Source organism: Mycobacterium sp. 852002-51163_SCH5372311 (assembly GCF_001667115.1).
GTDB lineage: Bacteria > Actinomycetota > Actinomycetes > Mycobacteriales > Mycobacteriaceae > Mycobacterium.
Genome location: NZ_LZIJ01000180.1, coordinates 39,405 through 66,398, shown reverse-complemented (window position 1 = coordinate 66,398; position 26,994 = coordinate 39,405). Strand labels below are relative to the sequence as shown.

Annotated in this window: 26 protein-coding genes; 14 read left to right on the top strand and 12 right to left on the bottom strand. The window is 64.9% G+C overall.

The genetic code is table 11. The features are described 5' to 3' along the window. Positions 1-206: 206 nt before the first annotated feature. Positions 207-806, top strand: a complete 600-nt coding sequence (locus A5791_RS20980; protein ID WP_067240927.1) for a TetR family transcriptional regulator — start codon at positions 207-209, stop codon at positions 804-806. A gap of 160 nt (positions 807-966) precedes the next feature. Here A5791_RS20980 and A5791_RS27780 read toward each other — a convergent pair whose 3' ends face one another. The 5 genes from A5791_RS27780 to A5791_RS20955 all read right to left on the bottom strand — a co-directional run bounded on the left by A5791_RS27780 (position 967) and on the right by A5791_RS20955 (position 6,982). After that, complete coding sequence (locus tag A5791_RS27780; protein ID WP_067240925.1) at positions 967-2,436, bottom strand: hypothetical protein; 1,470 nt, start codon at positions 2,434-2,436, stop codon at positions 967-969. A gap of 274 nt (positions 2,437-2,710) precedes the next feature. Next, positions 2,711-3,316, bottom strand: a complete 606-nt coding sequence (locus A5791_RS20970) for a hypothetical protein (protein WP_067240923.1) — start codon at positions 3,314-3,316, stop codon at positions 2,711-2,713. After that, positions 3,309-4,961 (bottom strand): pyruvate, phosphate dikinase, encoded by a 1,653-nt coding sequence (locus A5791_RS20965; RefSeq protein ID WP_067240921.1) that lies wholly within the window; start codon positions 4,959-4,961, stop codon positions 3,309-3,311. The genes A5791_RS20970 and A5791_RS20965 overlap by 8 nt, the downstream gene beginning before the upstream one ends. Before the next feature lie 94 nt (positions 4,962-5,055). Next, positions 5,056-5,574, bottom strand: coding sequence for a nuclear transport factor 2 family protein (locus A5791_RS20960; protein WP_156661532.1), 519 nt, complete (start codon positions 5,572-5,574; stop codon positions 5,056-5,058). 31 nt (positions 5,575-5,605) lie between these two features. Continuing rightward, positions 5,606-6,982 (bottom strand): NAD(P)/FAD-dependent oxidoreductase, encoded by a 1,377-nt coding sequence (locus tag A5791_RS20955; RefSeq protein WP_067240919.1) that lies wholly within the window; start codon positions 6,980-6,982, stop codon positions 5,606-5,608. Positions 6,983-7,327: 345 nt separating this feature from the next. Here A5791_RS20955 and A5791_RS20950 point away from each other — a divergent pair, with 345 nt between their 5' ends. Beyond that, complete coding sequence (locus tag A5791_RS20950) at positions 7,328-7,648, top strand: SHOCT domain-containing protein (protein WP_156661531.1); 321 nt, start codon at positions 7,328-7,330, stop codon at positions 7,646-7,648. Positions 7,649-7,673: 25 nt separating this feature from the next. Here A5791_RS20950 and A5791_RS20945 read toward each other — a convergent pair whose 3' ends face one another. Next, a complete protein-coding gene (locus tag A5791_RS20945) occupies positions 7,674-8,600 on the bottom strand; it encodes a TIGR03564 family F420-dependent LLM class oxidoreductase (RefSeq protein ID WP_067240915.1) in 927 nt (308 codons plus the stop codon). A gap of 109 nt (positions 8,601-8,709) precedes the next feature. Between A5791_RS20945 and A5791_RS20940 the strand changes: the two genes are divergently transcribed. After that, complete coding sequence (locus A5791_RS20940; protein ID WP_067240913.1) at positions 8,710-9,423, top strand: M15 family metallopeptidase; 714 nt, start codon at positions 8,710-8,712, stop codon at positions 9,421-9,423. A gap of 60 nt (positions 9,424-9,483) precedes the next feature. Further along, entirely contained in the window at positions 9,484-10,296 is an 813-nt protein-coding gene (locus A5791_RS20935) for a class I SAM-dependent methyltransferase (protein ID WP_067240911.1), read from the top strand. A 401-nt stretch (positions 10,297-10,697) separates the two neighbouring features. Here the strand turns inward: A5791_RS20935 and A5791_RS20930 are convergent, their stop codons facing one another. Beyond that, the gene (locus A5791_RS20930; protein ID WP_067240910.1) at positions 10,698-12,221 is read right to left on the bottom strand and encodes an amidase; all 1,524 of its coding nucleotides are present in this window, start codon (positions 12,219-12,221) and stop codon (positions 10,698-10,700) included. Between the two features lie 120 nt (positions 12,222-12,341). Here A5791_RS20930 and A5791_RS20925 point away from each other — a divergent pair, with 120 nt between their 5' ends. Genes A5791_RS20925 through A5791_RS20910 form a run of 4 tightly spaced genes read left to right on the top strand, consistent with a single transcriptional unit; the run spans position 12,342 to position 16,328 of the window. After that, positions 12,342-13,919: a methylmalonyl-CoA mutase family protein gene (locus A5791_RS20925; protein ID WP_067240908.1), complete on the top strand. Its 1,578-nt coding sequence runs from the start codon at positions 12,342-12,344 to the stop codon at positions 13,917-13,919. Then, complete coding sequence (locus tag A5791_RS20920) at positions 13,919-14,356, top strand: cobalamin-dependent protein (RefSeq protein ID WP_067240906.1); 438 nt, start codon at positions 13,919-13,921, stop codon at positions 14,354-14,356. Before A5791_RS20925 ends, A5791_RS20920 begins: the two co-directional genes overlap by 1 nt. After that, positions 14,341-15,297: an LLM class F420-dependent oxidoreductase gene (locus tag A5791_RS20915; protein ID WP_067240904.1), complete on the top strand. Its 957-nt coding sequence runs from the start codon at positions 14,341-14,343 to the stop codon at positions 15,295-15,297. Before A5791_RS20920 ends, A5791_RS20915 begins: the two co-directional genes overlap by 16 nt. Then, positions 15,294-16,328 (top strand): CaiB/BaiF CoA-transferase family protein, encoded by a 1,035-nt coding sequence (locus A5791_RS20910; protein ID WP_082967053.1) that lies wholly within the window; start codon positions 15,294-15,296, stop codon positions 16,326-16,328. Before A5791_RS20915 ends, A5791_RS20910 begins: the two co-directional genes overlap by 4 nt. Positions 16,329-16,500: 172 nt before the next feature. On the opposite strand, the gene A5791_RS20905 is transcribed toward A5791_RS20910, so the two are convergent. Beyond that, the gene (locus A5791_RS20905; protein ID WP_067240901.1) at positions 16,501-16,815 is read right to left on the bottom strand and encodes a DUF4286 family protein; all 315 of its coding nucleotides are present in this window, start codon (positions 16,813-16,815) and stop codon (positions 16,501-16,503) included. Between the two features lie 29 nt (positions 16,816-16,844). Further along, positions 16,845-17,168, bottom strand: coding sequence for a 2Fe-2S iron-sulfur cluster-binding protein (locus A5791_RS20900; RefSeq protein WP_067240938.1), 324 nt, complete (start codon positions 17,166-17,168; stop codon positions 16,845-16,847). Between the two features lie 122 nt (positions 17,169-17,290). On the opposite strand from A5791_RS20900, the gene A5791_RS20895 reads away from it, so the two are divergent. Genes A5791_RS20895 through A5791_RS20880 form a run of 4 tightly spaced genes read left to right on the top strand, consistent with a single transcriptional unit; the run spans position 17,291 to position 21,424 of the window. After that, positions 17,291-18,694, top strand: a complete 1,404-nt coding sequence (locus A5791_RS20895) for a class I adenylate-forming enzyme family protein (protein WP_067240899.1) — start codon at positions 17,291-17,293, stop codon at positions 18,692-18,694. After that, positions 18,672-19,580 carry an acyl-CoA dehydrogenase family protein gene (locus tag A5791_RS20890; RefSeq protein ID WP_067240897.1) on the top strand — a complete coding sequence of 303 codons (909 nt, stop codon included), beginning with the start codon at positions 18,672-18,674 and terminating at the stop codon, positions 19,578-19,580. The genes A5791_RS20895 and A5791_RS20890 overlap by 23 nt, the downstream gene beginning before the upstream one ends. Beyond that, positions 19,567-20,655, top strand: a complete 1,089-nt coding sequence (locus A5791_RS20885; protein ID WP_067240895.1) for an acyl-CoA dehydrogenase family protein — start codon at positions 19,567-19,569, stop codon at positions 20,653-20,655. The genes A5791_RS20890 and A5791_RS20885 overlap by 14 nt, the downstream gene beginning before the upstream one ends. Before the next feature lies 1 nt (position 20,656). Continuing rightward, a complete protein-coding gene (locus tag A5791_RS20880; RefSeq protein ID WP_067240893.1) occupies positions 20,657-21,424 on the top strand; it encodes an enoyl-CoA hydratase/isomerase family protein in 768 nt (255 codons plus the stop codon). Positions 21,425-21,460: 36 nt separating this feature from the next. On the opposite strand, the gene A5791_RS20875 is transcribed toward A5791_RS20880, so the two are convergent. Next, positions 21,461-22,330: a proline iminopeptidase-family hydrolase gene (locus tag A5791_RS20875; protein WP_067240891.1), complete on the bottom strand. Its 870-nt coding sequence runs from the start codon at positions 22,328-22,330 to the stop codon at positions 21,461-21,463. A 197-nt stretch (positions 22,331-22,527) separates the two neighbouring features. Here A5791_RS20875 and A5791_RS20870 point away from each other — a divergent pair, with 197 nt between their 5' ends. Continuing rightward, positions 22,528-23,667, top strand: coding sequence for a thiolase family protein (locus A5791_RS20870; RefSeq protein ID WP_067240889.1), 1,140 nt, complete (start codon positions 22,528-22,530; stop codon positions 23,665-23,667). 28 nt (positions 23,668-23,695) lie between these two features. Then, positions 23,696-24,568 carry a methylmalonyl Co-A mutase-associated GTPase MeaB gene (gene meaB, locus A5791_RS20865; RefSeq protein WP_067240887.1) on the top strand — a complete coding sequence of 291 codons (873 nt, stop codon included), beginning with the start codon at positions 23,696-23,698 and terminating at the stop codon, positions 24,566-24,568. Between the two features lie 15 nt (positions 24,569-24,583). Here meaB and A5791_RS20860 read toward each other — a convergent pair whose 3' ends face one another. After that, positions 24,584-26,191: an FAD-dependent oxidoreductase gene (locus A5791_RS20860; protein ID WP_067240884.1), complete on the bottom strand. Its 1,608-nt coding sequence runs from the start codon at positions 26,189-26,191 to the stop codon at positions 24,584-24,586. Positions 26,192-26,204: 13 nt separating this feature from the next. Beyond that, complete coding sequence (locus A5791_RS20855; protein WP_067240881.1) at positions 26,205-26,870, bottom strand: IclR family transcriptional regulator; 666 nt, start codon at positions 26,868-26,870, stop codon at positions 26,205-26,207. Between the last annotated feature and the right edge of the window lie 124 nt (positions 26,871-26,994).

Sequence of the window (26,994 nt, the reverse complement as noted above, 5' to 3'; positions counted from 1 at the left end):
CACCGAAACATCGGATGTCACCCGGTACTGGTCACATGGTTGCCGGTGGCGACGACGACTTCACCGAGGCGGTCAGCACGTCCTTGACCGCGACAAGGTTCCCACGCGAGAAGTTGTCGACGCGTCGAACTCGCCCGAGATCTGGCACTTAGTCGCTGACCGCATCGCTTGAAAGAGTCGAGCGTCAGATCGAAGGAGATGACCGCATGTCGCTGCCAAACGCCGGTTCGTTACGAGACCGACGCCGCGCCGAGCTGCGCGCCCAAATCCTCGACGCCGCACATAGGCTATTCGCTGAACGCGGATTCGCCGCCGTGACGACCGAAGATATCGCCGCCACCGCCGGAGTCTCCATCAGTACGTATTTCCGGTACGCACCCACCAAGGAAAGTCTTCTTGTCGCACCCATCCGGCAAGCGGTCGCCAACGTCGTTGCGTCATACAGCGCTCGACCCTCGGACGAATCAGCCGCCGAGGCGTTTATCAACCTGATCGTTGAAAACATCGTGGGCAGAACAGATCAGCACGCGACGCCTTGGCGACAAGCCATCCTGACCGCGCCTGATCTGATGAACAAATCAGCGCTCATAAGCGAAGATGACGACCGCCACCTGATCCAACTGGTCGCAATGCGCATGAGTGTCGACGGGGCAACCGACATTCGCCCTACGCTGCTGGTCCACACCGGCTTAGCCACCGCAGCAACCGTACTTGGGCGCTGGCTCAATACGGACCCCAACACGAATCCACCACTCGACGTCCAGTTGAAACAAGCGTTGAAACTTACCCTAGCCGGATTTGACTAGGCGCAGAATTCCACTCAACGACGCAAGCACCATTAGGGCACAAGCCGCGCTGCGGTTCCACTATCCGCGACACAAACGGGGGACCGGAGAACCAGATGAGACATATATGATTGCCCAGGCCAAGTCGGGCAATTTATCGAGCATTGCTGGATTTCGGCAGTCAGACTATCCCTAGCTTGTCGATAGCCGCTGCAAGCTGGGATGCGAACGCTGGTCCGTCACCCACAAGCACGTAGCCACCGGCAAGTCCGCCTTGGTCGCACAGGAGTCGTCGTCGGCGGGCCTTGCGGTGGCGTACTTTGCCGGTCTGATTGTCGACTCGTCGAACTGCGACACGCGCCATTCGCGGAACGATCGCAGTGGGGAAGCGTCGCGTGCAATCGCCGTACGCGGCTTGGGAGCGAGACCAGCGACGAATGATCCGACGACCCGTCAGGTACACGTCCTGAGCGATCTCCACGACTGCGGTTCCTCGTTGCAGCCCATGGACGCCCCAAAAGCGACCCGGCCCGTGGCCCGGCCGCCGCCAGGCTTCCGGAACGATGTGCTGGTATTCTTTGTCGCCCAAATGATTCGGTGATGAGTGTTTGGTGAAGTAGATTGCCAGCCGTTTGGGGTCGCAGGCGCGCAATCCGTTCAGAATGTCGATGGCAGTGCCGGCCAGCGTGTGGCGCGCGCGTTGCTCCGCATCGGGATGGCCAACGATGTCCGCCCACTCTTGCGACAGCCAATCCCGGAATTTGCTGCCCGATCGGCCGACGGCATGTGGGGGAGTCATCCACAGGTGAATGTGCGGTGCACCGCGGCGCTGAAATTCGAGTTTCCAGATGTACCGGGCCGGTTCGCCGAACTCGCGCTGAAACCGCTTGCGCCACAGGACCATGTGCCGCTTGACGCTAGCCCCGTCAGGCGCAACGGATTGCCAGTCACCGGGATAGGTCAGCGTTACCATCGCAGGCACACGCCCGCTTTCCACCAATGGCGTGTAGTCGAGCTCGGCAAAAGTGCGGCACATCGCAGCCCGTGATTTGCGAGACCATTCGGTGATCGTGCGGCCAGGCGGATCGGGCATGTCCCGGCCGGCCTTAATCCGATCCACTTCGTTGGCTACGTCTAGGCGGTGTCGTTCGACGGCGCGCTCAGACGTTTTCTCTACGTGAACGGGTCTGGTCCAGCCAAGGCGGACGACACCAGGGCCGATGGTGATCTTGAAGCGGCCAGATTCAGGTTCGACGCCAAGCCGGTCTCGGCCGGAAGCCCACGGCTGCGCCGGTTCAAACAGTGCTGCCGCCGAGGCCACCCTCTCGGGACTTGGGAACCGCAGTCCCAAGGCATCCGCGGCCGACAAATCCGCGTTAACTCCGTCATCGACGATGTCGCGGACACTTTTGGGACATATAACAAGCCCGTTGGTCCCAGCCGGAACACGGCCTACGCCGCTACCGCCGTCCGACCGACCGCTGTCGCTCTCGCGCCCTGCGGCCTTGGCGGCCTCGGCCACTCGCGGTCTACCGGCGTCCGCGGCTCCGGCCGTGTTCCGGCTGGCCGTTCGGGTTGTGGTCGGTCCAAGAGGGGGTTGCTCCGGCGTCGTGCGAGTCGAGCGCACGGTCGGCGCCGAGATGTTGGGCATCGAGTACCTACTCCCCGGGAGCCCTCGGCGCGCATCATCGAGTGACGGGCGATCAAGGGTTCCCTGTCGGGAGTGCTGTCACCGTGTCCGGTTTGTGTCCGATCGTCGGACGGAATGCCTGCGTCAGACGCGCTCAGCGCGCCACATTTGACGCATGAACGTTGCTAAGGCGCAGCTCAGTCGCCATTCCGCCCGCCTGAAAAGCGGAAGGTCGGCGGTTCGATCCCGCCCCTGGCCACCAGTAATTGGACAGACGCGCGGAGCAAGCCCCCAGCTACTGCGCGTGACCGGCGGCCGCTTCACCGCCGCGCGTCAGCCCGGCGGCGATGATCAGTTCTTCGTGTAGCTCGAACCAGACGGTGTGGTAGGAGTCGATGAGCGGCCGCGCCAGCCAGGTTGTGTCGCCGTCGCGAATTTTCTTGTACGAGTTGTTCAGCTTGTCGGCGTAGAAACCGAGCCGCGGCAGTTGCCGAGCTATCGCGCCGATGATTGGCAGCACCTTTTTGTGTACGTCGTCCAGCTGGGCCAGAACTTCGCCGTCGTACCCAGGGTCTTGATGGTCATTGGGCTCACCGTCTTTGATCTGCCAGTCCGTTACCAAAGACTTGAATTCCGCGTTGACATCGCGGAACTTCTCATACTCCGCCAGAATGGCGGCCACGTCTGCCGATGAGCGTTCCTGACTGAGCAGCTCGGCCAGCCTTTCGCGGCCTTGCGGAGACAATCGCACCGTCTTGCCCGCCACCAAGAGACCCGAATCGCTCAGTGCGCCAACGGTTTCAGAGATTGCAGTGGGATCCTCGTCAATCGTGGTGGCGAGATCTGCCGGTGCGACCCTGCCCTTGAGGCGCACGGCTTGTAAGACTTTCAGCTCAAGCACCGATGTCTACCTCGTCCGCAGCCCGGACCGCAGCCAGCATGGCTATCAGCGGATTGCCGGAGACGACATCGGTGTGCCCCGCGGCCAGCGCTTCTCGCACGGTTGCGTCGGAATTATCTTGGAGCCGAGGGTAATTGCCTTCGGCATGAGCGCGAAGCGGGCTGACCCGGCGCGCCAGGTCGGCCAATTGCTGCAGATCCGGGGAGTCAGTGATCGACCACGCGCGAAGCTCGAGAATACCTTCTCGGACTTCACCTTCGGTGCCGTCGACGGTGACCAGTTTTCCGTCGAGGGCGGTGGCAATCCCCGCTCCGCACCCGACGACCGCGGGACGGCCGATCTCGCGGCTCACGATTGCCGCATGTGAGGTGGCACCGCCGACCTCGGTGACGATGGCGCGTGCGGCGAGCATGCCTTGTACGTCGTCGGGGCTGGTATCGGGCCGTACCAGGATGACGTCTTCGCCTCGTTCGGCGGCGTCGATGGCAGCCCCGACGTCGGAGTAGACCCGCCCGGACGCCACCCCGGGGCAGGCGGGTAGGCCTTTGGCGAGCAGCGTTGCGCTGAAACGCGTTTCGGGCTGCAGCGACGGCAACAACAACGCTTCCACGTGCGCGGGGTGGACGCGTCGCAGTGCCTCGCCAGCGTCGACGACTCCCTCTTCGTACAGTTTGAGTGCGAGCCGGACGGCGGCCTGCGCGGAACGTTTGGCGCTGCGCATTTGCAGCAGCCAGAGCCGGCCTTCCTCGACGGTGAATTCGATGTCTTGCACGTCGCGGCCGAGCCGCTCGAGAGTGGCTGCGGCCGTGACCAATTCTTCGTACACGCCGGGCAGCGCGGCGCGTAGCGCACTGACGGGCTGACAGTCCTTGGTGCCCGAGACGACGTCGGCTCCTTGGCCGCCGGCCAGCCATTCTCCGAACGGTTCGTCAGCACCGGTCATCGGATTGCGGGAGAACAAAACCCCGCTACCTGACGTGTTGGCATCGAGGTTGCCAAACACCATGGCCTGCACCACAACCGCGGTGCCGCCGGCGTCGTCCATATCGTGGTGACGCCGATAGCTCTGTGCCCGAGACGAGTGCCAGGATCTGAAGACGGCTTCGATCGCGCCCCTGAGTTGCGCGTACGGGTCGTCGGGAATACCGGTGTTCTGGTCCGCAACCACAACCCGCCGATACAAGCTGCGGAAGCGCTCGCGGGTGTCAGCGGCGAAACTGCTGGTGAACGATTCCGCTAGTGAGGCGTAAACGGTGTTGTCGATGCCAAGATTCAGCACTGTGTCCAGCATGCCCGGCATGGATTGGGCGCCACCGCTGCGGACGCTGACCAACAGGGGACGTGGCCCGGTACCAAAGCTGCGTGCGGTCTCGTTCTCGAGCCATCGCATTGCCGACAGGACGTCGTTCCAGATGGTTTCGATGGTGTGGTCGGGGTCGACGAAGTACCGTCGGCACACCTCGGTGGTGATGCAGAACGCCGGTGGCACGGGCAGGCCGTGACGACGCATCACGTCGACGCCGTAGCCTTTGTTGCCGAGCAGCTCTCGCGGAAGTCCGGTTTCACCCGACAGCAGAACGACTGGAGGGTTCGTGAAGCAATCACGCGGATTGTCCGCTGCCGCGTCAGACGCGGTGCCGATCATCGGCTTCTCCCTGTTGTGCGAGCCGGTGCCGGTAACACAGGCAACTATAGTCGGGCAACACTACGACTGCCCCGATGCGGTTGAACCGCACCGGTCACTTCACCACGCGGCGTGCTGCCAGCATCAGCACTTTGCGGATGCGCTGCGAGATATACACGGAGACAAAGGGATTGAAAATGTCTTCTCGAACTCGAGTCAACTTGGAGCTCTTGAACACCCACTGCCCGTCGACCTTCGCGTAGGTTTCGTGGTAGTGGCCGTAGCCGCGCAGGTTCACGCCCGGCGCCAGGCGGACTACATCCTCCAGGGCCCACACGCCGCGGGCAGTCGCCGGCGATACCAGCTCGATCTCTGGGGCGTGCACCTGGTGCGCGGTGGGATGCGAAGGGCCCTCGAGGTTTTTGCGGGTGAAGGCGACGAAATCGTCGGCGCCGTGAATCACTTTGCCACCCGCTTGTGCGGTGTCGCTGACGAAGTCGTCGGCAAATAGCTGCCGCCAGCTGTCCCACTCTTTGTTGTCCAGGAAGCGGCAGTAGCGTGCCTTGAGCTGCTTGATCGATTCGATCTCGCGCAGAGCGGCAGCGTCGTCGGTGATTGGCAGGTCGGTATCCATCAGCCTCGTTCCTGGTGCTAGTTGCGCGCGTTCACAATGCGAACCCCCTGAGCGTTGATTGCACGTGTCGGCGTGCTCGTGGCCGCAAGCTTGCGAGACTCGTCATCAAGTTGGGGCGCTGGAGCGCCGAAGGCGGGTCGATGAACTGCGTCACCCGGAAGATTCTCTCAGTAAGCGCGGGGTCGTTCTCGGCCGCGGCGAGTGTCTTGTCGATGCGCCAGGTGACCAGCCTTTGCGATAACGACCGCCGGCCATCCGGCTTGGTCATGTAGAGATCGTTGGCTTGGTTCGACGCCCAGACGGGACGGATCCGTCCAGCGGCGGCTTGGAGGAATCGCGCGCTCAGGTCGGCATCTCCGTCTGACAGACAGTCGCGCAACGCGGCCGCTTCCAACAGCGCCAACGTCATGCCCTGGCCGTAGATCGGGTTGAGGCTGCATATCGCGTCGCCGAACACCAGCAGGCGGTTGGGCAATGCCGCCATCTTGTCGAAGCGTCGCCATACGCCGCGGTGGTGGATAACCGCCACTTCCCCCACCGGCTGGCCGGCGCGCAACGCCGCCGCGACGGCAGGCGGTGCGAACTGCGCGGACAAGCCGATCATGCCGGCCAGGTCCCTGGGCGGTTGGCGCCCGTCGACGCATCCGACCGAGAGCATCCAGGTGCCGTTTTCATACGCCGCCAGTGCCCCGCCGGTCGGTCGAGTCGCTTCCGGGCAGACGAAGATCAATCGTTCGGCGATCATTCCGTCCGGGATGCGCAATAGCTGGCTGGAATAGCTGCCATGCATCACCGCGCGCTGCTCGACAGGCCGGCCATAGCCCAGGTTCTCCAGCAACGCCGGTGTGCGTGCGCTGCGGCCCATTGCATCGATCACCAGGTCGGCATCCAGAACAGTCTCCGCACCTGTGTCGCGATCGACGACCCGAGCTCCCGTGATCTGTGAGGGCCGCAAAGCAACAGGCCCGACGACGTCATGACTGTCCATGAAGACCACGTTCGCGATGCCGCGCACACGTTGTCGGACAGCGCATTCCAACAGCGGACGGCTGACAAGGATCATCACCACCGCAGCCGGGTCAGCGAACTGGCCGGACCGGTTGAGTTCGTGTCCTCCCGCCCGAAAAGAGACCCGTGACAGGTTGCCGTCGGCGCAGACCGTCGCGCCGGCGGCCTCGAGTTCGTCGAGCAGACCGGGGAACAACCGCCCCAGTATGTGCGAGCCGCCGATCGACAGGGCGTGAAAGTGCCGACCCTGAGGCACTCCTTGGCGATGGGCGGCACCGCTGGGCAGCCGATCACGTTCGACGATTGTCACGGTCCGGTAGAACTCCGCGAGAACCCGGGCGGCAAGTAATCCCGCCATCCCCGCTCCACACACAACCGCGCGTTCGCCGAGCTCGTTCACCGCGCTCCCTTCAGTTCGGGACGTGCCGAAACGACATTACACCCAAAAATAAGGAAAATAAGGGAAATCTAAGATTGCGATAAGATCTCGGAGTCGGTCGGGCGCGAAATGCCTAAGGGAGAGCCGATCGGTCGCCTGCGATGCCTGTCGTAGCCTTAGCCGACTGAGAGCGAGGGCCACGTGTTCGGTATCGGTAGTCGGCGGCTGGAACGCAAGCTACGCCAGCACGGAAAGCCGGCGATGGCTATGGTTTTGTCGACGCGTCGCAAAATTTCTGGTCTCTACCAAACGTCGGACCCGTTTTATCAGACCCCGCCCACCGAAGCCACGCGCGCGCTTTGGACGATGACGGTGCGGGTGCAGCCCGACGGCGAAACCCCATTCGAAGCCAGTCTCGAAGCGTGGCTATGGGAGGCGGACCGCCCCCGCATGGACTGGTTAGTTCCCGTGCTATACGACCCGTCCGATCACCGTAAGGTGGTCTTCGATCACTCCGCTGAGGCGCGAAATGCGGCTAACCAAGCCACTTTCGACAGGCGTGAGCGGTGGATGCAAGAACAGGCCAACCCGTTGGACCGGCTCACCGAACTGATGCAACTGCGGGACAGCGGCGTGCTTTCCAACTCCGACTATGAGGCGCAGAAGCGAAAGCTGCTCGGACAGTAGCTAATCCGCGATCGGGTACCGTGACTCAGGCTGATCGAGAAGCCCAGTCGCGCAAGAATGTTCGTGTCCTGTCCCGCCCCTCGGCCGATGGGTCGAAGGGGATCGCGACGAACTCGTCGACTCCGGCCGCGCGCACTTCGTCGAGCCTGTCACGGACCGCGGCCTCGTCACCGATCAGCGCTGCGTCCTCCGGTCCGGCATAGCCTTCGCGATCCAGCATCGCCCGGTAGGAGGGCAGGTGGCCGTACATGGCGAACTGCTCGGCCGCCAGTGACCGCACCGCGGCCACGTCGTCGGTGACGGCGAGGGGGAGTGCGGCGGCAACGCTGACAGCTGCCTCGGGGCGCTCGGCGTCGGCGGCCGCCGCGTGCAGGGTAGGCACGATGTGCTCCTTGAGCGTTTTCGGCCCGGTCATCCAGGTGATCGTTCCGGCGGTGCGCCGGCCGGCCAGTCGGAGCATCTGCGGTCCCAGTGCCGCGATGTACACCTCCGGTGTTGGTGCGCCAGAAATCTGTAGAGCACCCCGGGTTGTCAGCATTTCGCCCGTCGCGTTGACGGGTTCGCCGGCGAGCAACGGAAGCAGGCCGTCAAGGAACTCGCGCAAGCGTCGAACCGAGCGATCCCAGGAGATTCCCCACATTCCCTCGGTCACCGTGCGGTGGGTGACCCCCAAACCGAGGGTGAATCGCCCGCCCGCGATGAGGTTGAGCGTCAGCGCACGTTGGGCCATCAGCATCGGATGCTGGTTCTGGATCGGTACGACTCCACTCGCGACCTGGATGTCGCTTACCTCATGCATCGCGACGGCAAGCACGGTGAGCAGGTCGACGTCGAATGGCATCTGCGTCATCCAGAGACGGGCAAAGCCGTCGTCACGTGCCTTGGTCAGCTCCCGGACGCAGCTGTCGACGGGGGATTTGTTGGATAGGTTCGCGATCAGACTCATGCGCATGTGTTTCTCCCTACGCCACATGGCCTCCATTTGGCAACGGGTGTCTGGACGGCAACACCAGCTCGTGCCGTTACGCCGACGGCGACATCGGCTGGCGGACAATACCGGAATGAGCTTTTTCCGAAGGGTGCTTCTGGTTTTGGTCTGCGTGGGACCGATTGCGCCGCTGGCTCTGTCGGTTGTCGCTGCTGATCCCTCGGGTCCCGGTGTACCGCCGGTGAGCGACGCGGCGCACGCTGCCGGGCTCGTCGACGTCCGCACTGTGGTTCCCGACGCCATCGTCGATTTGCGTTACGCCACCACGAACAATTTCACCCACACGCAGCTTTATCCCGCCGACGCAAGATGCCTCGTGCACGAATCGATGGCCCCCGGTCTGGCTGCCGCCGCGACGGCGCTTCGCCCGCAGGGGCAGAGGCTGGTGTTCTGGGACTGCTACCGGCCGCATGACGTCCAGATCAAGATGTTCAACGTCGTCCCCAACCCAGCCTGGGTGGCACGTCCCGGACCGTATGCGCACAGCCACGAAGCGGGCCGGTCAGTGGACGTGACATTCGCCTTCCCGCAGACACCATGCCCGCCGGAGCGTCAAGAGCCGGACGGGCCCTGCCTGGCCGACATGGGCACCGACTTCGACGACTTTTCCTCACGCGCAAACGCTTTCGCGACACAGGGTATGAGCGCAGCGGCCGTGGCGAACCGCAAGCGGCTGCGAGACGCGATGAACTACGGGGGACTGACCGTCTATCAGGGTGAGTGGTGGCATTTCGACGGGCCCGGCGCCGGCGTCGACCGGCCACATCTCAACGCGCCGGTGGACTAGCGATCTCATATAATAAGATAGCTATCCCAAGATACGGGTAAGAGGCGGTAAGCTCACGCCATGAACGAGCAGCCCCGGGCTACCTACACGCACGGACATCACGAGTCGGTGCTGCGTGGTCACCGGCAACGCACGGCAGAGAATTCCGCCGGCTACCTGCTCCCCTGCCTACGGCCGGGGATGTCCCTGCTCGACATCGGTTGTGGCCCTGGGACGATCACTGTCGACCTCGCCGACCGGGTCGCACCGGGATCGGTGACGGCCGTCGAGCCGACTGACGCCGCACTGAACCTCGCCCGCGCCGAGGCGCAGGCGCGAGGCGTATCGAACGTGTCGTTCGTGATCTCCGACGTGCACGCGCTCGATTTTCCGGACGACACTTTCGACGTCGTCCATGCTCACCAGGTGCTGCAGCACGTGGCCGACCCAGTGCAGGCGCTGCGCGAGATGCGACGGGTGTGCGGCCCGGGTGGAATCGTGGCCGCCCGCGACGCCGACTATGCGGGTTTCATCTGGTTTCCGCAGCTTCCGGCTCTCGATCGCTGGTTGGATTTTTATCGACGCGCGGCTCGCGCCAACGGCGGCGAACCGGACGCGGGCCGGCGACTGCTGTCCTGGGCGCGTGCGGCCGGCTTCGACGACATCACGCCCACCGGCAGCATGTGGTGCTACGCAACGGATGAAACCCGCGAATGGTGGGGCGGGATGTGGGCGGATCGCGTTCTTCAGTCCGACTTGTCGCGTCAACTGATCGAATCGGGTATGGCGTCTGTTGCTGACCTCGAAGAGATCTCCGCGGCGTGGCTGGCCTGGGCCGCTGCGCCAGACGGCTGGCTGGCGATTCCCAACGGCGAAATCCTGTGCCGGGCTTAGCGGCACGAGCTCGGCGCGTTTGAAGCGCTCGCGCCGCAGCAAACTCTGCACCGCGGCAGATTGGACAGCCCGAGCGTTCATTCCGTCGCACACAGCCAAAATTGCTTGCATTGAAGCGAAAACCGTTGCAGCAACAGCGATTAGTCGCTCAGAGGTGGACAGAGAAGTCACACACTCTCCTCCCGCGATTACAGTGACAGGTGAGGTTGGCGCTCGGCCGCGGCGCCAGTCGTAGTCTCGGGCTTTGGTTGTGAATCCACGGCTTCGGTTGTGAATCCACGGCTTCGGTTGTGAATCCTGGGCGGAAATCCGAGCCGAATCCCGTCCTACATTCACACTGAAAACCCTCAGTACACAATGAAAGCCTTCAGTGCACACTGGAATCGGCCGCGCGCCGTGCGCTACGGACTGGGGAAGCCGCCGCAAAGAGTTTCAAACGCATCGGCGACCGTCAGCAGGGTGGCGTCGTCGAATCTCTTGCCCACCAGCATCATTCCCACAGGAAGACCACCGACCAGGCCAGCGGGAACCGAAATCGCCGGATGCCCGGTGACATTAAACGGCGAGGTGTTGAACGCCTTGCCGAGCGCGCGTTCGAGCAGTGCGAAATCCGAAGGGCTGCCCTCGGGCAACGTGTCGGCCGTACCGGGAACGGTGGGCATCATCAGTACGTCGTGTTGCGTCAGCGCCGCGTCGTAGGCGGCACGCAAGTGCGGCAACAGATTACGCGCCTTCGCATAGGACACACCGCCAAGCTGGTTCAGGCCGTAATAACCGGCCACCGCTGTTGCCTTGATCGTGACTGCGCATTGATCGGACATACTGGCCCGCCGGCTTGCGAAGTGCGCCATCAGTTCTGGGTCGTAGAGTCCGTCTACGCCCAATCCGTAACCGTTGCCCTCGAGCATCTGGTAGGTGGCACCGTCGGTGAAGATTACCGCGAAGACGTGAAGTGCCTTCCGGTGCCACGGAACGCTGACTTCGCTTACCGTGCAGCCGATCTCGGTCAACCGGTGGGCCGCCGACCGGACCAGCTCGTCGACCTCCGGCAGCGCACCCGGCTGCCCGAAACCCTCGACGAGAAGGCCCACCCTCAACCCGGTCACATCGCCGGTCAGCGCGGCCCTGTAGTCGACCGCGGGCAGGTCAACCCCCTGACGTGGGTCGTGCCCGTCGGGACCGGCAAGCACCGTGAGCAGAAGGGCGGCGTCCGCCACCGTGCGAGTCATCGGGCCCAAGTGATCGAGCGTCCGCTCGATCGGAAACGCTCCCGTGTACGGCACCAGGCCATATGTGGGCTTGAGCCCGACGATGCCGCACAGCGACGCCGGAATCCGAACCGAGCCGCCCTGGTCACCTCCGAGAGCCAGCTCCACGGCACCGCTGGCCACCAGAGCGCCACTGCCGCTGGACGATCCGCCCGCCTCACGCTTGCGGTCCCAGGGGTTGCGCACCGGCCCGCTGGCCGAGGTGAAGCTGGATCCCGAGCAGCATAAATCCTCGCAGACGCTCTTGCCGGCAATCATCGCGCCGGCATCGAGCAGCCGTTCTACAACGGTCGCGTCGCGGCTGGGAATGAAGCCTTCCACCACGCGAGATCCGTTCATCATCGGAATCCCTGCGACGGCGATGTTGTCCTTGATCGCCACTGCTCGGCCGGACAGCGGGCCCTCGGCGCCCGAGGCGATCTCGGTGGTGACATACCAGGCTCCGAGCGGATTGTCGGCCGGCGCGGGGAATCGATAGCCACGCTCGGGGGGCTGGGGGCGGGCGACCTTGTCGTAGAGCTGGTCGACTACGTCGTACGACATCAACGTGGTCGCCATGACCGCTGCGTAGTTCCGTCGCCCGTCCGCGTCTAGGTGGAAACCGAAGTGCCTGACCGCGGCGTCGATGTCCGCTTCGGATGGGTGGGATACCGCCATGTCGACCTCCGTTGTCAAGAGCAGCCTAAAGGGGCGCTGGCGGCTGCTGCATTGTGGTGTTTGTCCAGGTCAGCGATACGGTATTGGCATTCTCTTTTTTTGCAAGTACGTTATCCACTGATGGATAATGCAGCCCAGACGGCGTCGGGCATTCCGCTGGCGCCGGTATACGGCCCGGAGGACCGCAGGACCGAGCCTCCACCGCCGGGGGAGTTCCCCTTCACCCGGGGTAACTTCGCGTCCGGGTACCGCGGCAAGCTCTGGACGTTCCGGCAGTACTCCGGCTTCGGGACCGCCGAGGAATCCAATCGCCGCTACCGCTACCTGCTGGAACAGGGCGGCACGGGGCTATCGGTGGCGCTCGACCTGCCCACCCAGTGCGGGTTCGACTCCGACGATCCCGAGGTGAGCGAGGAAGTCGGGCGCGTCGGCGTGGCGGTGGACACGCTGGCGGACTTCGAGATCCTCTTCGACGGCATTCCGCTGGACAAGCTCAGCACCAGTATGACGATCAACGGCACGGCGGCGATCCTGCTCGCGTTCTACGTGGCAGCCGCCGAACGCAAAGAGATCCCGCGGGCCAAGCTCACCGGCACCATTCAGAACGACATCCTCAAGGAGTACGCCTCGCGCGGTACCTGGATCTGGCCGCCGGAGCCGTCGCTGCGGTTGATCGCCGACACCATCGAGTTCTGCGCGGCCGAGGTGCCCAAATTCAACGCGATCTCGGTGGCCGGGGCGCACTTCCGCGACGCCGGGGCTACCGCGGTCCAGGAGATGGCGTTCACTCTGGCCGACGGCGTCACCTATTGCGACACCGTGGTGGAACGCGGTCGCATGACGATCGACCAGTTCGCCCCGCAGATCTCGTTCTTCTTCTACACGCATGGCGACTTCTTCGAAGAAGTCGCAAAATACCGTGCGGGACGGCGGCGTTGGGCAACCATCGTGCGAGAACGCTACGGCGCGACGACGGACAAGGCGTCGATGTTCCGCTTCGGTTGCGTATGCGGCGGCGCATCGCTGTATGCCCCGCAGGCACAGAACAACCTGGTGCGAGTGGCTTACGAGGCGATGGCGGCGGTACTGGGCGGCGTGCAGTCGATGTTCACCGCTGCCTGGGACGAACCGTTCGCGCTGCCCACCGAGGAGTCCACCACGCTGGCGCTGCGCACCCAACAGATCCTGGCCCACGAAACCGGTGTCGCGCGCGTCGCCGACCCGCTCGGCGGTTCGTATTTCGTCGAGGCGCTGACCGACGCCACCGAGGCCCGCATCATCGAGATCATGGATGACCTGGAACGCCACGGCGGGATGGTCAACGCGATCGAGGATGGCTACCTGCAGGGCCTGATCGCCGACGAAGCCTACCGAATGCATCAGGAGATCGAGGGCGGTACCCGGCCGGTGGTCGGAGTCAACCGGTTCGTCTCCGAGGAGCCTGAGCCCGACATCGTCACCTACGAACTCGACGCCGAAGGCCGCGACTTGCAGCTCAAGCGCCTCTCCAAGGTGAAGGCCGAAAGAAACAGCGGCGCAGTGCAATCCACCTTGGCAGCCCTGGCGCGCGGCGCCGAGGCAACCGACAATCTGATGCCCAAGCTGATCGACTGCGCCAACGCCTACTGCACGATCGGTGAGATGGTTTCCGCGCTGAAGGACGTGTGGGGCGAATTCCAGCAACCGGTGGTGTTTTGATGGCGGTTCGGATTCTGGTGGCCAAACCCGGACTCGACGGGCACGACCGTGGCGCCAAGATCGTCGCGCGCACCTTGCGCGATGCCGGGTTCGAGGTCATCTACACCGGTATCCGCCAGCGCATCGAAGACATCGCGTCGATCGCCGTTCAGGAAGACGTGGCCGTCGTGGGCCTGAGCATCCTGTCCGGCGCTCACCTCGCGCTCACCGCGCGCACCATCGAGGCGTTGCGCGCGGCCGACGCGGCAGACATAGCCGTCGTCGTCGGCGGGACCATCCCGCATGCCGACGTGCCCAAGCTGCTATCCGCCGGCGCCGCAGCGGTATTCCCCACCGGGACATCGCTGGACGACCTGGTGCGCGACATCCGCGCGTTGACCGGCACGGCAGAACCCGCTTCGCAATCAGCCCCGGAGGAATCGTGCGCATCGGAGTAATGGTCGGCCCGGAACGCGGTGATTCGGCGCGCAAGGTCACCCGGATGCTGGCAGACATTGACTGGGCCGAAACCGCGGGCCTGGACAGCGCCTGGATTCCGCAGATCCCCAACGACTTCGACGCGCTGGTGGCGGTGGCCCTGATGGGTGCCCGCACCAGCCGGATCGAACTGGGCACCGCCGTCGTACCGCTGCAGGCCCAGCATCCAATTGCCTTGGCTCGTCAGGCCTTATCGGTGCATGCCGCCACCGGCGGCCGTCTGGTGCTCGGCGTCGGGCCATCGCACCACTGGATCGTCGACGACATGCTCGGCATTCCCTACCAGCGGCCCGCCGCCTACACCCGGGATTATCTCCAGGTGCTGCACGCCGCCTTCGCAAATCCAGGTCCAGTCGACGTCGAGAACGACACCTTCAGGGTGCACAACCCGCTCGACCTCGCCCCGGTGGCGCCGCTGCCGGTCTTGGTTGCGGCGCTCGGGCCCGTGATGCTCACCATCGCCGGCGAGCATGCCGATGGCACCGTGCTGTGGATGGCCGACGAACGCGCCGTGGCCGAGCACGTGGTGCCACGCATCACCAAGGCCGCCGACAACGCGGGACGCCCGGCCCCACGCATCGTCGCCGGAATTCCCGTCTGCCTCTGCAGCGCAACCGAAGTCGACGCCGCCCGGGAGCGAGCCAACCGGATCCTGGGGGAGGCCGAGGTATCGCCGAACTATCAACGGTTGCTCGGCTACGGCGACGCGAAAGACGTCGGCGACATCTGCGCGGCTGGTGACTCGGAACAGATTCTGCGGCGATTCCGTTCGTTCGCCGACGCCGGCGTCACCGACCTGTCGGTGCGGCTCTTGCCGATCGGCGACAACCGTGACGAACTCGTCGCGTCCAAACGCCGGACGCGGGAGATGATCGCCGCGCTCGCAACGGAGTTGCGGTGACATCCAGCGCGCCGCTGGCGGGCATCCGGATCCTCGAGGTTGGCACCATGCTCGCCGGACCCTATGCCACCATGCTGCTCGCCGACCTCGGCGCAGAGGTGATCAAGATCGAGCCGCCCGGCGGCGAGATCTCCCGCAGCGTAGGAGACAGCTACTTCGCCAGCCTCAACCGCAACAAGTCCAGCATCTGCCTCGACCTGAATTCCGATGCGGGACAACAATGCCTGGGTGAGCTGGTGACCGATGCACAGGCGCTGCTGGTGAACCTCAAACCGTCCGCCATCCACCGACTGGGCCTCACCTACGAGGCGTTGCGGCGCTGGAACGAGCGGATCGTCTGTGTGGCGATCACCGGCTTCGGTCTGTACGGCGGCGACGATCCGGCATTCGACTATGTGGTTCAGGCGGCGGTCGGAACCGCCGCACTCACGGGAGAACCGGACGGTCCGCCGACGCTGCCTGGTTACTCCTCGGCCGACAACTCCACCGGAATGACCGCGGCGCTGGGGCTTTTGGCCAAGATTGTCTCCGGCCAGGGCGGCCAAGTGGACGTCTCACTGCGCGACGTCATGCTCTCGCAGCTCAACTACCATGCCGCCGCCTACCTCAACGACGGTACCGAGCCGCAGCGCCGGCCATACGGTGCGCATTCATATTATGTTCCGGCGCAGCTCTTCCCGACCGCTGACGGCTACCTGGCGCTGTTCATCACGCACGACGGGTTCTGGAAATCATTTGCCGCCGAGGCGAATATCGACGGCTTCCAAACGATGACCCAACGGGTGGCCAACCGCGACGAAGTCCTGGCGCTGGTCGCCGCGGCGCTGGCCACAGACACCGCCGTCGGCTGGGAGCGGCGCTTGCGTCCGCTCGGCGTGCCCGCGGCCGCCGTACGGACGCTGCCCGAAGCACTCAAAGCGACACCGGAAGTGGTTGTGCAGGCAGGTGATTTCCGGCTCGTCGGCAACCCGATCCACGTGGGCGGCTATCAGCCCGAGTATCGGCCGCCGCCACAGCTGGGCGTGGATTGAGCTGAACCCCCAGCTTTGATTGTGAGGCCCCGGCTTTGATTGTGAGGCCCAGGCTTTGATTGTGAAGCCTGGGCTTTGGCGGTGAAGCCTGGGCGGAAAGCTGGCCGGAATCCCGCCCAGGCTTCACCGCCAAAGCCCAGGATTCACATCCAAAGCCCAGGATGCACGCGGGTCAGCGCCGGTACTCCGTCGTCACCTCGAGTAACCGCATCACCGGCGGCGGATCCAGCTGCAAGGCGTCGGACATGTGCAGCCGCCGTGCGTTGGCCCGCATGTTGTCCAGGATCGCCTGCAGGTCATCGCCCTCGATCTCGTAGAGCGCGAGGTAGGGTCCGTCGCCGTCGACCGGGCGCAGCCGACGCGCCGAGACGAATCCGTCCAGCGCCACGAGTTCGGGAAGGTGTACCTCGTTGTACCAGGTGTTGTATTCCTGATCGCGATCGGGCGAACTGGGTCGAGTCTCGACGTGGATGATCCCCTTGGCCATTTCGCCGCCTCTCTGCGACTGCTCTTCGACTACTCGTAGTGCACCGTGATCGAAGGCGTATCGGGTACGCCTTGGCACGTCAGAATGTAGCCGTCGGCCACCTCGTCGTCTTCGAGTGCGTCGTTGACCCGCATCGTCGCGTGGCCCTCGCTGAGCCTGGCGATGCAGGTGCCGCAGTTACCGGCCTCGCAGTTGAACGGCGGGTCGAGGCCGGCCCGCCGCGCGCTTTCCAGCAGCGTCTCGCCGGGAACAAGCGGGACCGTCACCTTCTTGCGGTCGAGGTGGATCGTTACGGTGCCGCCGTTCAACGGAGCTGTCACCCGTGGCGTCTCCTCGATGATCAGGGTCGTCACCGAGACCACCCCTTCCCGTACTTGCGTTCTTCAGTATAGAGAATAGTATTCTCTCTCAGCGATAGTATCTTCTCAAGAGTAGGGATGTCGGGACAGCCAGGCCTGCCGAGGAAGGACGGGACGTGACTGAGCCGACTGTGCTGGTGTGCGGCGAGCGGCGTTTCAGCATGCCCGAGCTCGATGCATTGGCCGACGGGCTCGTCTCAGCGCTGGCCAGGATGGGCGCGGGCGCAGGCAACCGGGTCGCGGTGATGGCCTCCAACCGGCCGGAGTTCGTCGCAGTCGTGCTGGCAATCTGGCGGCTCGGCGCAGCAGCGGTGCTCCTCAGCCCCGCATGGAAGCGCGACGAGGTGGACCATGCGTTGGCGCTGACGGACCCCAGCCATGCGGTCGGCGACCATCCGGTGCTGGCCGGCTTGATGCCGATGCTGCACCTGGACGAACCGGTCGCCGCCGCAGGACCTCCTGCTGCGTCCCCGCCGCCGGACCGTGACGCGTTGCTGGTGTTCAGTTCCGGCACCACCGGTCTGCCCAAGGCCGTCCGTCACACCCACGTGTCGCTGGACGCGGCCGTACGGCATTGGCGCGGGGCGCTGGAGCTGACCGACCGTGACCGTATCCAGATCGCCACGCCGCCGTCACACATTCTGGGCATGCTCAACATCCTCACCGCGCTGCGCACCGGCGCCTGGATGCGGCTGCACCGGCGATTCGACCTCGAGCGGATGCTGCGATGCATCGAAAAGGACCGCATCACGGTAGAAATGGCGGTTGCTCCAATCGCCCTGGCCATCGCCTCACACCCGGATCTGGAGTCCTACGATCTCTCGTCGTTGCGATTCATCATGTGGGGCGCGACGCCGGTCAGCGCAAGCATCGCCGAAACGGTGACACGGCGCACGGGCATCGGCTGGGTGCCCGCGTACGGCACCACGGAACTCCCGGTCATCGCGTGCAACCCGCTGGATAAGGCGCGCCTGGACACCGTCGGACCAGCGGTGCGCGGTGTGCAGTTGAGGGTGGTGTCGCTGAAAACCGGTGCGCCGGTAGGGCCCGGCGAGGTCGGCGAGATCCAGGCAAGGTCGGATTCGCTGATGGCCGGCTACCTGCCGGCCGAGGCGACCATGGAGTCGATGTGCGATGGCTGGTACCGGACCGGGGACGTCGGCTGGCTGGACGCCGACGGCTGGCTGCGGATCACCGACCGCCTCAAGGAGATGATCAAGGTGCGCGGCTTCCAGGTGGCGCCGGCCGAAATCGAAATGGTGCTGCACGGCCATCCGGCCGTCAAAGACTGTGCGGTGTTCGGTGTTCCGGACGGGGAAAACGGGGACGCGGTTGTCGCTGCGGTCGCGCCGCGCGCGCCCGTCGAGGCCGCCGAGCTGATGGCCGTGGTGGACCAGAAGCTGGCATCCTACAAGCGCCTGAGCCGCGTCGTGTTCGTGAACGATATTCCGCGCCTGCCCTCAGGCAAGGTGCTGCGCCGACTTCTCAAGGAGCGCTATGGATGTACGTCTGACAGCTGAACAGCAGCAGTTACGAGACGCCGCCGCAAAGCTGGCCGACGATCTTGGACCCGCTGCGGTGCAGGATCTCGACGACGCGGCTCGAATCACCCGGCTGGACAGGCAGATTGCGACTACCGGCTGGCGAGCATTGCGCTCCGACGGGGCCTCCGGCGTCGAAGTGGCAATAGTCGCAGAGGAATTCGGGCGCCGGCTGGTGGACGCCCCGTTCCTCGGACCGGTGCTCGCCGACGATCTGGCCCGCCACATCGGGGCGGATGCCACGCAGCCGACGACCGTGGCTGTCGACGATCGCGCGATCGACGCTCGCGGGTCTCGACGCGTACTGCTGCTCTCCGGTGCCACCGTCCTGGCCGCCGATCTGGACACCGCTAGTGGCGGCGCGGATTTGACCAGAGCCGAGGCGGTCATCGCGGGAACGCCGCAGGCCATCGGCGAGGTATCCGAAGAGGCGGCCGGGCGGTGGCTGGCCCTCGCGCTGGTGGCCACGACGGCGGATCTGGTCGGCGATGCGCGTGGTGCGCACGCCTTGGCCTGTGACTACGCGAAAATCCGCGAGCAGTATGGCAATACGATCGGGTCGTACCAAGCGATTGCCCATCTACTCGCCGAGTCTTTGGCGTTGATCGAAGGTGCGGTGAGCGTGCTGCGCCATGCGGCCTGGGCGGTCGACGAACTGGAACCGGCCGAAGCCATCCGGGCCGCGCGGGTGGCGAAGATCTACTGCGCGCGCGCCGCCCGAACCGTCTGCGAGACCGCCGTGCAGGTGCACGGCGGGATCGGCAACACGTGGGACTGCCTGGCGCACGTCTATTTGCGCCGCGCGCTGACGTCGACCGAACTGTGGCCGGTAACGCTGAAGGAGATCGACCTTGGACTTTCGTGACTCGGCCGACGAGGCCGCCTTCCGCGAACGGCTACGATCTTGGCTTTCGTTGCACGCCAAGGAGTTCTCCGGCTCCGGCGACGAGTATTGGGTGCGGATGGCCGACTGGCATAGGGCCCTCTACGATAACGGCTTCTTCGGGTTGTCCTGGCCCCGCGACTACGGCGGGCAGGAACTGCCGCCGGTATACGACGTCATCGTCGACGAAGAGCTGGTACGCGCCGGCGCTCCGCCCCGCCCCAGCGTCGGCTACCTGGTCTACGGCATCGGCCGCCACGGCAGCGACGAACTACGCCGGCGCTTCCTGCCGGGCATCATCAACGGCAGCGAGCGGTGGTGTCAGGGCTTCAGCGAGCCCGGCGCCGGCTCGGATCTGGCGTCGCTGACCACCACCGCCACCCGCGAGGGCGACCATTATGTGGTGCATGGGCACAAGATCTGGACCAGCTATTCCGACGTCGCCGACTGGTGCCTGTTGCTGGCACGCACCGACCGCGAAGCCAAACGGCACCGCGGGCTGTCAGCGTTCGTGATATCAATGAAACAGCCTGGCATTCAACAACGTCCGCTGCGCATGATGAACGGTGTGACCAACGAGTTCGGCCAGGTGTTCTTCGACGGCGCGACGGTACCCGCGGACCGGATGGTCGGCGCTCCCGGTGACGGCTGGGCGGTTGCCATGACCGTCGTCGGCCACGAACGCGAACCGTCCACCCTTGGCTACGCGGCAAGATACGGCAAGCTCGTCCGAGACCTGTTGGCGCGTAATGAAGGCCCGGTACCCGAAGAACTCGCATGGGCAGCGGTCCAGTCCGAGATGCTGACTCATCATGTCCGCAGGCGGCTGTCCGAACAGCTGGACGGCGTCTCGCATGGCCCCGAGGGATCGCTCGACAAACTGCTGATGACCTGGGTCGAACAGTCCGTCGGGCACGCCGCTGTGGCGGTCGCCGGAACCCGAGACCCGGACCTGCTCAGCGCTTACCTGTATAGCCGGGCGCAGAGCGTCATGGGCGGGACATCGCAAATTCAGAAGAACATCATCGCGTCGCGGATTCTGGGACTGGGGGTCTGAAATGTACGACATGCCAAGTGAAATCGATGTGCGCGCCGATGGCGGGCTGCGGATCATCACCCTCAACCGGCCGGACGCCCTGAATGCGGTCAACGACAATCTGCACGTCGGACTGGCACGGCTCTGGCAGCGGTTGACCGACGATCCGACGGCCCGTGCGGCGGTGATTACCGGTGCGGGCCGGGCATTCTCGGCCGGTGGCGACTTTTCCTATCTCGCCGAACTGGCACAAGACGCCGATCTGCGAGCCAAGACCATCCGCGACGGGCGCGAGATCGTGTTGGGCATGGCCCGGTGCCGAATTCCCGTGGTGGCTGCGGTCAACGGTCCGGCGGTGGGACTCGGCTGCAGCCTGGTGGCCCTCAGCGATATCGTCTATATCGCCGAAGATGCCTACCTCGCCGACCCACATGTCCAGGTGGGACTGGTGGCCGCCGACGGCGGACCACTGACCTGGCCGCTGCACATCAGCCTGATGCTGGCGAAGGAATACGCGTTGACCGGCACGCGAATTCGCGCCGAACGGGCCGTCGAACTCGGCCTGGCCAACCATGTGGTCGCCGATCCGGTCGCCGAGGCGATGGGCTGCGCGAAGCGCATCATGGAGCTGCCGCAGCAAGCTGTGGAAGCCACCAAGCGGGTGCTCAACATTCACCTGGAGCGCGCCGTGCTCGCCAGCCTGGACTATGCCCTGTCGGCCGAGCATCAGTCGTTTACCACCGACGACTTCAAGTCGATCATCACCAAGCTGAACTCGTCGAAGAACTGAGCTTGCCCGCTTGGAGGATTCCAGCTGCTCGCGCGATCAAAAGTCGTGCTGCCGCAGGAACTCTCGCATCACCTGATCGAAGCGGTCCGGCTCTTCGATGAAAGGCATGTGCGAGCTGGATTCGAACAACTCGAACCGGGACCCTTTGATCCGCTCGTGCATTTCCCACATGTGCTCCGGCGCGCACTGATCGAACCTGCCCGCGATCAGCAGTGTGGGCAGGGCGATTTCGCTCAGCCGGGCGAACACGTCCCAGTCACGGATCGTTCCGACGATGTGAAAGTCGCTCGGCCCGAACAGGGTTTCGAAGACCTCGGTTCCCATGCCTCTGTAGGCTTCCTCGAGTTCGTCGGGCCAGGGCCACAGCCGGCACAGGTATCTCTCGTTCCAGGTTCTGATCGCGCTTTGGTATTCGGGGGACGCGGTGGTTCCGGCGGCTTCATGATGGTCGATCGCGGCTTGGGTTGCCGGATCCAGCCCAGACTTCAAGCGGGCCACCATATCCGAGAACTTCGGTATGGACGCAATGCTGTTGGAGATGACGAGACTCGCGGCCCTGGGCGCGGCGTCCAACACATACTGCTGTGCCAGCATACCGCCCCACGAGTTGCCGAAGATGTGAAAGCCGTCGAACCCGAGACCATCTGCCACCGAGCTCATTTCGGCCACCGAGCGTTCCATTGTCCAGAGCGACGCGTCGGTTGGCCATTCGGATTTCCCGCAGCCGAGCTGATCCCAGAGGATGATTTCCCGCTCGTCGGCCAGGCGTTCCAGTGCAGTTATGTAGTTGTGGGGTAAGCCCGGCCCGCCGTGCACCGCGAGCAGTGGGCGACCGGCGCCGCCGCCGACCCGTTTGAACCAGACATTCCCACCGGGGACCGCGATCGTTCCTTCCCGCTGAGCCATGGCAGCCAGTATGGCGAGCAGACGCAAAAGCTCCTCATTTGGGCACGAAATGGGGCTTTTGCGTCTGCTCGCCCAGAAACGTGCCCCGCCTTGCAACTCATACTCTCAGCCTGAGAGAATAGTGTTCTCATAATCTGCGGATGGCTCTGCGCCCCCGCACATGCACATTGAAGTGCCCGCCGAAGTGGAGAAGACCTGTGCCTGAAGCTGTCATCGTGTCCGCGCTGCGCACCCCCATCGGAACCGCCCGAAAGGGAACCTTGCGCGACACCACCGCGTTCGACCTGGCCAACCACGTGATTACGGAAGCCGCGCAAGATCTGGACCCGGCGCAGGTCGACGACGTGATCCTGGGAGAAGGCCTGTACGGCGGCGGCGTGGTCGCCCGGCATGCGGCAATCACCGCCGGCCTGCCGACGGTTCCCGGCCTAGCCAACAATCGGCACTGCGCGGCCGGCCAAGCGGCGGTGCAGAGCGCGGCGGCCAGTGTGCGCGCGGGCATGGATCAGCTGATCATCGCCGGCGGGGTGAACTCGGCGTCCACGACACCGCGGTCTCGGTTTCAGGTGGACGGTGAGTGGGTCGATTGGTTCCCACCGACCCATCCCGACCGGCCCGACGCGCCCAACATGGACATGTCGATCACCGTGGGCTGGAATGCCGCGGTCAAAGCCGGCGTAACCCGTGAGGAAATGGACGCGTGGGCGTTGCGGTCGCATCAGAACGCCATTACCGCGATCGACGAGGGTCGCTTCAAGGAGGAGATAGTCTCAATCGAGACGCCGCACGGGCTGTTCTCGGTCGACGAGCACCCCCGTCGCGACACCAGCATGGAGAAGCTGGCCGCCCTCAAACCGCTGCATCCCGAAATCGACGGCTTTTCCATCACCGCCGGTAACTCCTGCGGCGCCAACGACGGCGCCGCCGTCCTCACCATTGCCAGCGACCAGCTGGGACTGCCCGCCCTGGCTCGGGTGGTGTCCTGGGCCTCAGTCGGTGTCGATCCCGCGTCGACGGGCTTGGCGCCGGTGGATGCGATCCCGAAAGCGCTTGGCAGGGGCGGTCTTTCGATCTCCGACGTCGATCTGTTTGAGATCAACGAAGCGTTCGCGGCAATGTGTGTGGCTACCGTCAAGATGCTCGACCTGGACCCCGACAAGGTGAATGTCAGCGGCAGCGGCTGCTCGCTGGGACACCCAGTGGCGGCAACCGGTGCCAGGATGCTCGTCACCCTCGTGTACGAGCTACGTCGCCGCGGCGGCGGAATCGGGGTCGCGGCGATGTGTGCGGGCGGCGGCATGGGATCCGCCTCCGTCATCGAGGTAGCTGCGCCCTAAGGGGACAATTGGGCACGATGGACCCGAAATGGAGATAGCCGATCTAATTGCCAATGCGCGCAACGGATCCCCGCGCGCAGCGGGTCGGCTGCTCAGTCTCGTCGAGGGCGACCGCCGCGACGAGGTATTGCAAAGCCTCAGTGCCCCCGATATCCGCGACGCCCGGGTTATCGGTATCACCGGGCCGCCGGGCGCGGGCAAGTCGACGACGATCGCGGCCCTGGTCGGCGCCTACCGGCAGCGTGGCTGCCGGGTCGCCGTGCTCGCCGTGGATCCGTCGTCGCCCTTCAGCGGTGGCGCGCTGCTGGGCGACCGGATACGAATGGCCGCACACATCAACGACTCTGACGTACTGATTCGTTCGGTTGCGACTCGCGGCCATATCGGCGGTCTGGCGGCCGCGGTTCCTGCGGCCATCCGCCTGCTGGGTGCGATCGGGTACCACGTCGTCCTGTTGGAGACCGTGGGGGTGGGGCAGTCGGAGATCGAGATTGCCGCCGTTGCAGACCCGACTGTCGTCGTCCTCAACCCTGGGGCCGGCGACGCTGTCCAGGCCGCCAAGGCGGGTGTGCTGGAAGTCGCCGACATCGTGGCGGTCAACAAGGCCGACCGGGACGGCGCCGAGCAGACGGTACGTGACCTGCGAGCCGAGACCAAAGCCCCGATCGTCAGCCTGGTCGCTGCCCGCGGAGAAGGCATTGCGGAGTTGATGGCCGCGATCGACGACCATCACCGCGCCGACAGCCGCGCCCGCCGGCTGGCCAGGGCCCGGGCGCAGATCCTGTCGCTTGCCCAAACCCTGCTGCGGACCAGTACGGATCTCGATCGGCTCGCTGAGTCGGTGGTCGACGGCCACGACGATCCCTATACCGCCGCCGAACGGCTGGTCTCCGGACCATAGGGCGTCAGTTCGGCGCTACCCGTCCACCGACTTCCCGGTGGCGGCGGCGTGCCCTGCGCGGTACCCGAAAACCATTGCCGGGCCGATGGTTCCACCAGCGCCGCCGTAGGCGCGGCCGGTCACACCGGCCATCGCATTGCCGGCGGCGAACAAACCCGCTATCGGTTCGCCATTGACGTGCAGGACGCGGCCGTCATGGTCGGTGCGCGGTCCGCCCTTGGTACCCATCGCGCCCACCCGCACCGGCACCGCGTAGTAGGGGGCGGTGTCGATCGGGCCGAGTGTCTTGCCGGCCAGCGTGGTGGCTTGGTCGTCACCCCAGTAACCGTCGTATGCACTTGAGCCACGCCCGAATTCGGGATCCGAGCCCGCTTCGACATGGCGATTCCAATCCTCGACGGTGCGCGTGAGGCCGCCGGCGTCGATACCGGTCTTAACCGCCAACTCGGCAAGATCAGCGGACTCGCAAAACCAGTCCGGCACGGGTTCCCCAGCGGCTACGCCCAGAAATCCATAGCGTCGCAAGTGAACTGAGTCGAAGACGATCCACGCGTTGTCGTTGACGTATCCACCTCGGGGATCGAGATAGTGGAAGGCGCCGGCCATCGAGTTGTAATCGCAAGCCTCGTTGACGAATCGGCGTCCGGCGCGGTTGACCATGATGCTTCGTGGGCGCGTTCGTTCCAGTCGCACACTGCGGCTGCGCTGCCGGCCCGAAATGGTGTCGCCCGGGATCTGCACGATAGGCACCCACCACGCTTCGCCCATGTTCGCCAGGTCGGCCCCGTGGGCCATCGCCATGCGCAGCCCGTCGCCGGTGTTGTTCGGCGGCGACACCGCGCCGTGCATGGGGCCGCGCAGAAACGCTTGCACCAGAACAGGATCCCACTCGAACCCACCGGTGCCCAGGACGACGCCGCGACGCGCGCGCACGTTACCGTGCGGTCCAGCGAAGCGAACTCCGGTGACCACTCCGTCGTCGACGATGAGCTCTTCGGCCCGTGCGTTCGTCCGCGGTGCGACCCCTCGATCCAGCAGACCCTTCAGCAGGCCGGCGATCAGGGCGGTCCCGGCCACGCACAGGTCGCCGGATTGCTCGTCGACATCAGCATGTAAACGCGCGCGGGTTTCGGCGTCGAAACCGACGTTCGACCAATCCGCCGGAAACGAAGTGATCCGACCGGCCCATTCGCCGAGCTGACTGATGTCGAAGGGAACTGCGCTCAGCGACCGGCCACCGCTCGGTTGGCCGCCCGGCAGCTCGGGTTGATAGTCGGGAAAGCCCGAAGCGATCTCGAAGCGCAGATCACTGTGCTTCTCGACGAAGTCGAGCATCGCGGGGCCGGTGTGTACGAATGTTTCGACCAACGCATCTTCCATCGAACCGAAGGACTGTGCTCGCAGGTATCGCAATGCGTCGTCGACCGTCAATTCCCGGTCGGGACAACGGTTATGGGCAGGGATCCATACGATGCCACCCGAGACCGCGGTGGTTCCGCCGACGGTCGGGGCCTTCTCGTACACCTCCACCGACACGCCGGCAACCGCGGCTGTGAGTGCGGCGGTGAGTGCGGCGCCACCGCTGCCGAGCACGACAACATCGGCTTCGTGGTCCCACGACATGGCTGCTATCCCTTCAGCTCAGCAAGGCGGACAGGTGCTTTGCGGCTTTGATCACCGCATCCTTGCCGCGTAGTACGACGTCTTCACGGTGGGAAATGAGGTTGATGCAGGTCGGTGGTGACGGCGCCCGCCGATGTACGGGCACAGCCAATCCATAAGTATTCGGTTCGATCTCGCCGTACGTCATCACCCAGCCGCGCTCTCGCGCGCGCACCACCAGCTCACGTTCCCCCGGCCGCGGCGGCATGCTCGCCAGCAGGGCGATCCCCGCGGCACCGCGGTCCAGCGGATAGCGGCTGCCTTCGTGGAACGAAAGTTGATAGGCCACGTGCGTCGGCACGATCACCGCGATCGCCACTTGCTGGTCTCCCTCGGCGACGAGCAACGAGACGGTGGTGCCGAGTTCGTCGGCCAGCGCGCGCAGGGTCGGCAGACTCAGTTGTCGCACGTTGTGGTCGAACGACGCACCCAGCGCGGCCAGGCCGGAGGCCGGCCGGTAACGCCCGTCCTCACCCTTGGCGACCAGCCGGAACTCGGCCAACGTCGACAGCAACCGATAGGCGATGGTGCGGTGTACCCCGACGCGCCCGGCAAGCTCTTGCACGGTCAGGCCGGTTGCCGATTCCGCAACCAGCTGGAGCGCGGTCAGCCCCCTGGCCAGGGTTTGCGAACCCGTCATGGTCTTGACAGACCCCCACCCGAGAGCGAAGCTCTATATATAACGCACATTAGTGTGCGATATTAGCACACGGGATATTCGGAATACGAGAGCCGGAATCTCATCGGCAGGAGCCAGAGAGGTA

Bases quoted from the DNA above. Each gene is read 5' to 3' on its own strand.
- A5791_RS20925 (WP_067240908.1), top strand. From the start codon at position 12,342: ATGGATAATGCAGCCCAGACGGCGTCGGGCATTCCGCTGGCGCCGGTA.
- A5791_RS20905 (WP_067240901.1), bottom strand. From the start codon at position 16,815: ATGGCCAAGGGGATCATCCACGTCGAGACTCGACCCAGTTCGCCCGAT.
- A5791_RS20960 (WP_156661532.1), bottom strand. From the start codon at position 5,574: ATGGATACCGACCTGCCAATCACCGACGACGCTGCCGCTCTGCGCGAG.
- A5791_RS20980 (WP_067240927.1), top strand. From the start codon at position 207: ATGTCGCTGCCAAACGCCGGTTCGTTACGAGACCGACGCCGCGCCGAG.
- A5791_RS20965 (WP_067240921.1), bottom strand. From the start codon at position 4,961: ATGATCGGCACCGCGTCTGACGCGGCAGCGGACAATCCGCGTGATTGC.
- A5791_RS20920 (WP_067240906.1), top strand. From the start codon at position 13,919: ATGGCGGTTCGGATTCTGGTGGCCAAACCCGGACTCGACGGGCACGAC.
- meaB (WP_067240887.1), top strand. From the start codon at position 23,696: ATGGAGATAGCCGATCTAATTGCCAATGCGCGCAACGGATCCCCGCGC.
- A5791_RS20880 (WP_067240893.1), top strand. From the start codon at position 20,657: ATGTACGACATGCCAAGTGAAATCGATGTGCGCGCCGATGGCGGGCTG.
- A5791_RS20890 (WP_067240897.1), top strand. From the start codon at position 18,672: ATGGATGTACGTCTGACAGCTGAACAGCAGCAGTTACGAGACGCCGCC.
- A5791_RS20935 (WP_067240911.1), top strand. From the start codon at position 9,484: ATGAACGAGCAGCCCCGGGCTACCTACACGCACGGACATCACGAGTCG.
- A5791_RS20945 (WP_067240915.1), bottom strand. From the start codon at position 8,600: ATGCGCATGAGTCTGATCGCGAACCTATCCAACAAATCCCCCGTCGAC.
- A5791_RS27780 (WP_067240925.1), bottom strand. From the start codon at position 2,436: ATGCCCAACATCTCGGCGCCGACCGTGCGCTCGACTCGCACGACGCCG.
- A5791_RS20875 (WP_067240891.1), bottom strand. From the start codon at position 22,330: ATGGCTCAGCGGGAAGGAACGATCGCGGTCCCCGGTGGGAATGTCTGG.
- A5791_RS20855 (WP_067240881.1), bottom strand. From the start codon at position 26,870: ATGACGGGTTCGCAAACCCTGGCCAGGGGGCTGACCGCGCTCCAGCTG.
- A5791_RS20860 (WP_067240884.1), bottom strand. From the start codon at position 26,191: ATGTCGTGGGACCACGAAGCCGATGTTGTCGTGCTCGGCAGCGGTGGC.
- A5791_RS20940 (WP_067240913.1), top strand. From the start codon at position 8,710: ATGAGCTTTTTCCGAAGGGTGCTTCTGGTTTTGGTCTGCGTGGGACCG.
- A5791_RS20950 (WP_156661531.1), top strand. From the start codon at position 7,328: ATGACGGTGCGGGTGCAGCCCGACGGCGAAACCCCATTCGAAGCCAGT.
- A5791_RS20930 (WP_067240910.1), bottom strand. From the start codon at position 12,221: ATGGCGGTATCCCACCCATCCGAAGCGGACATCGACGCCGCGGTCAGG.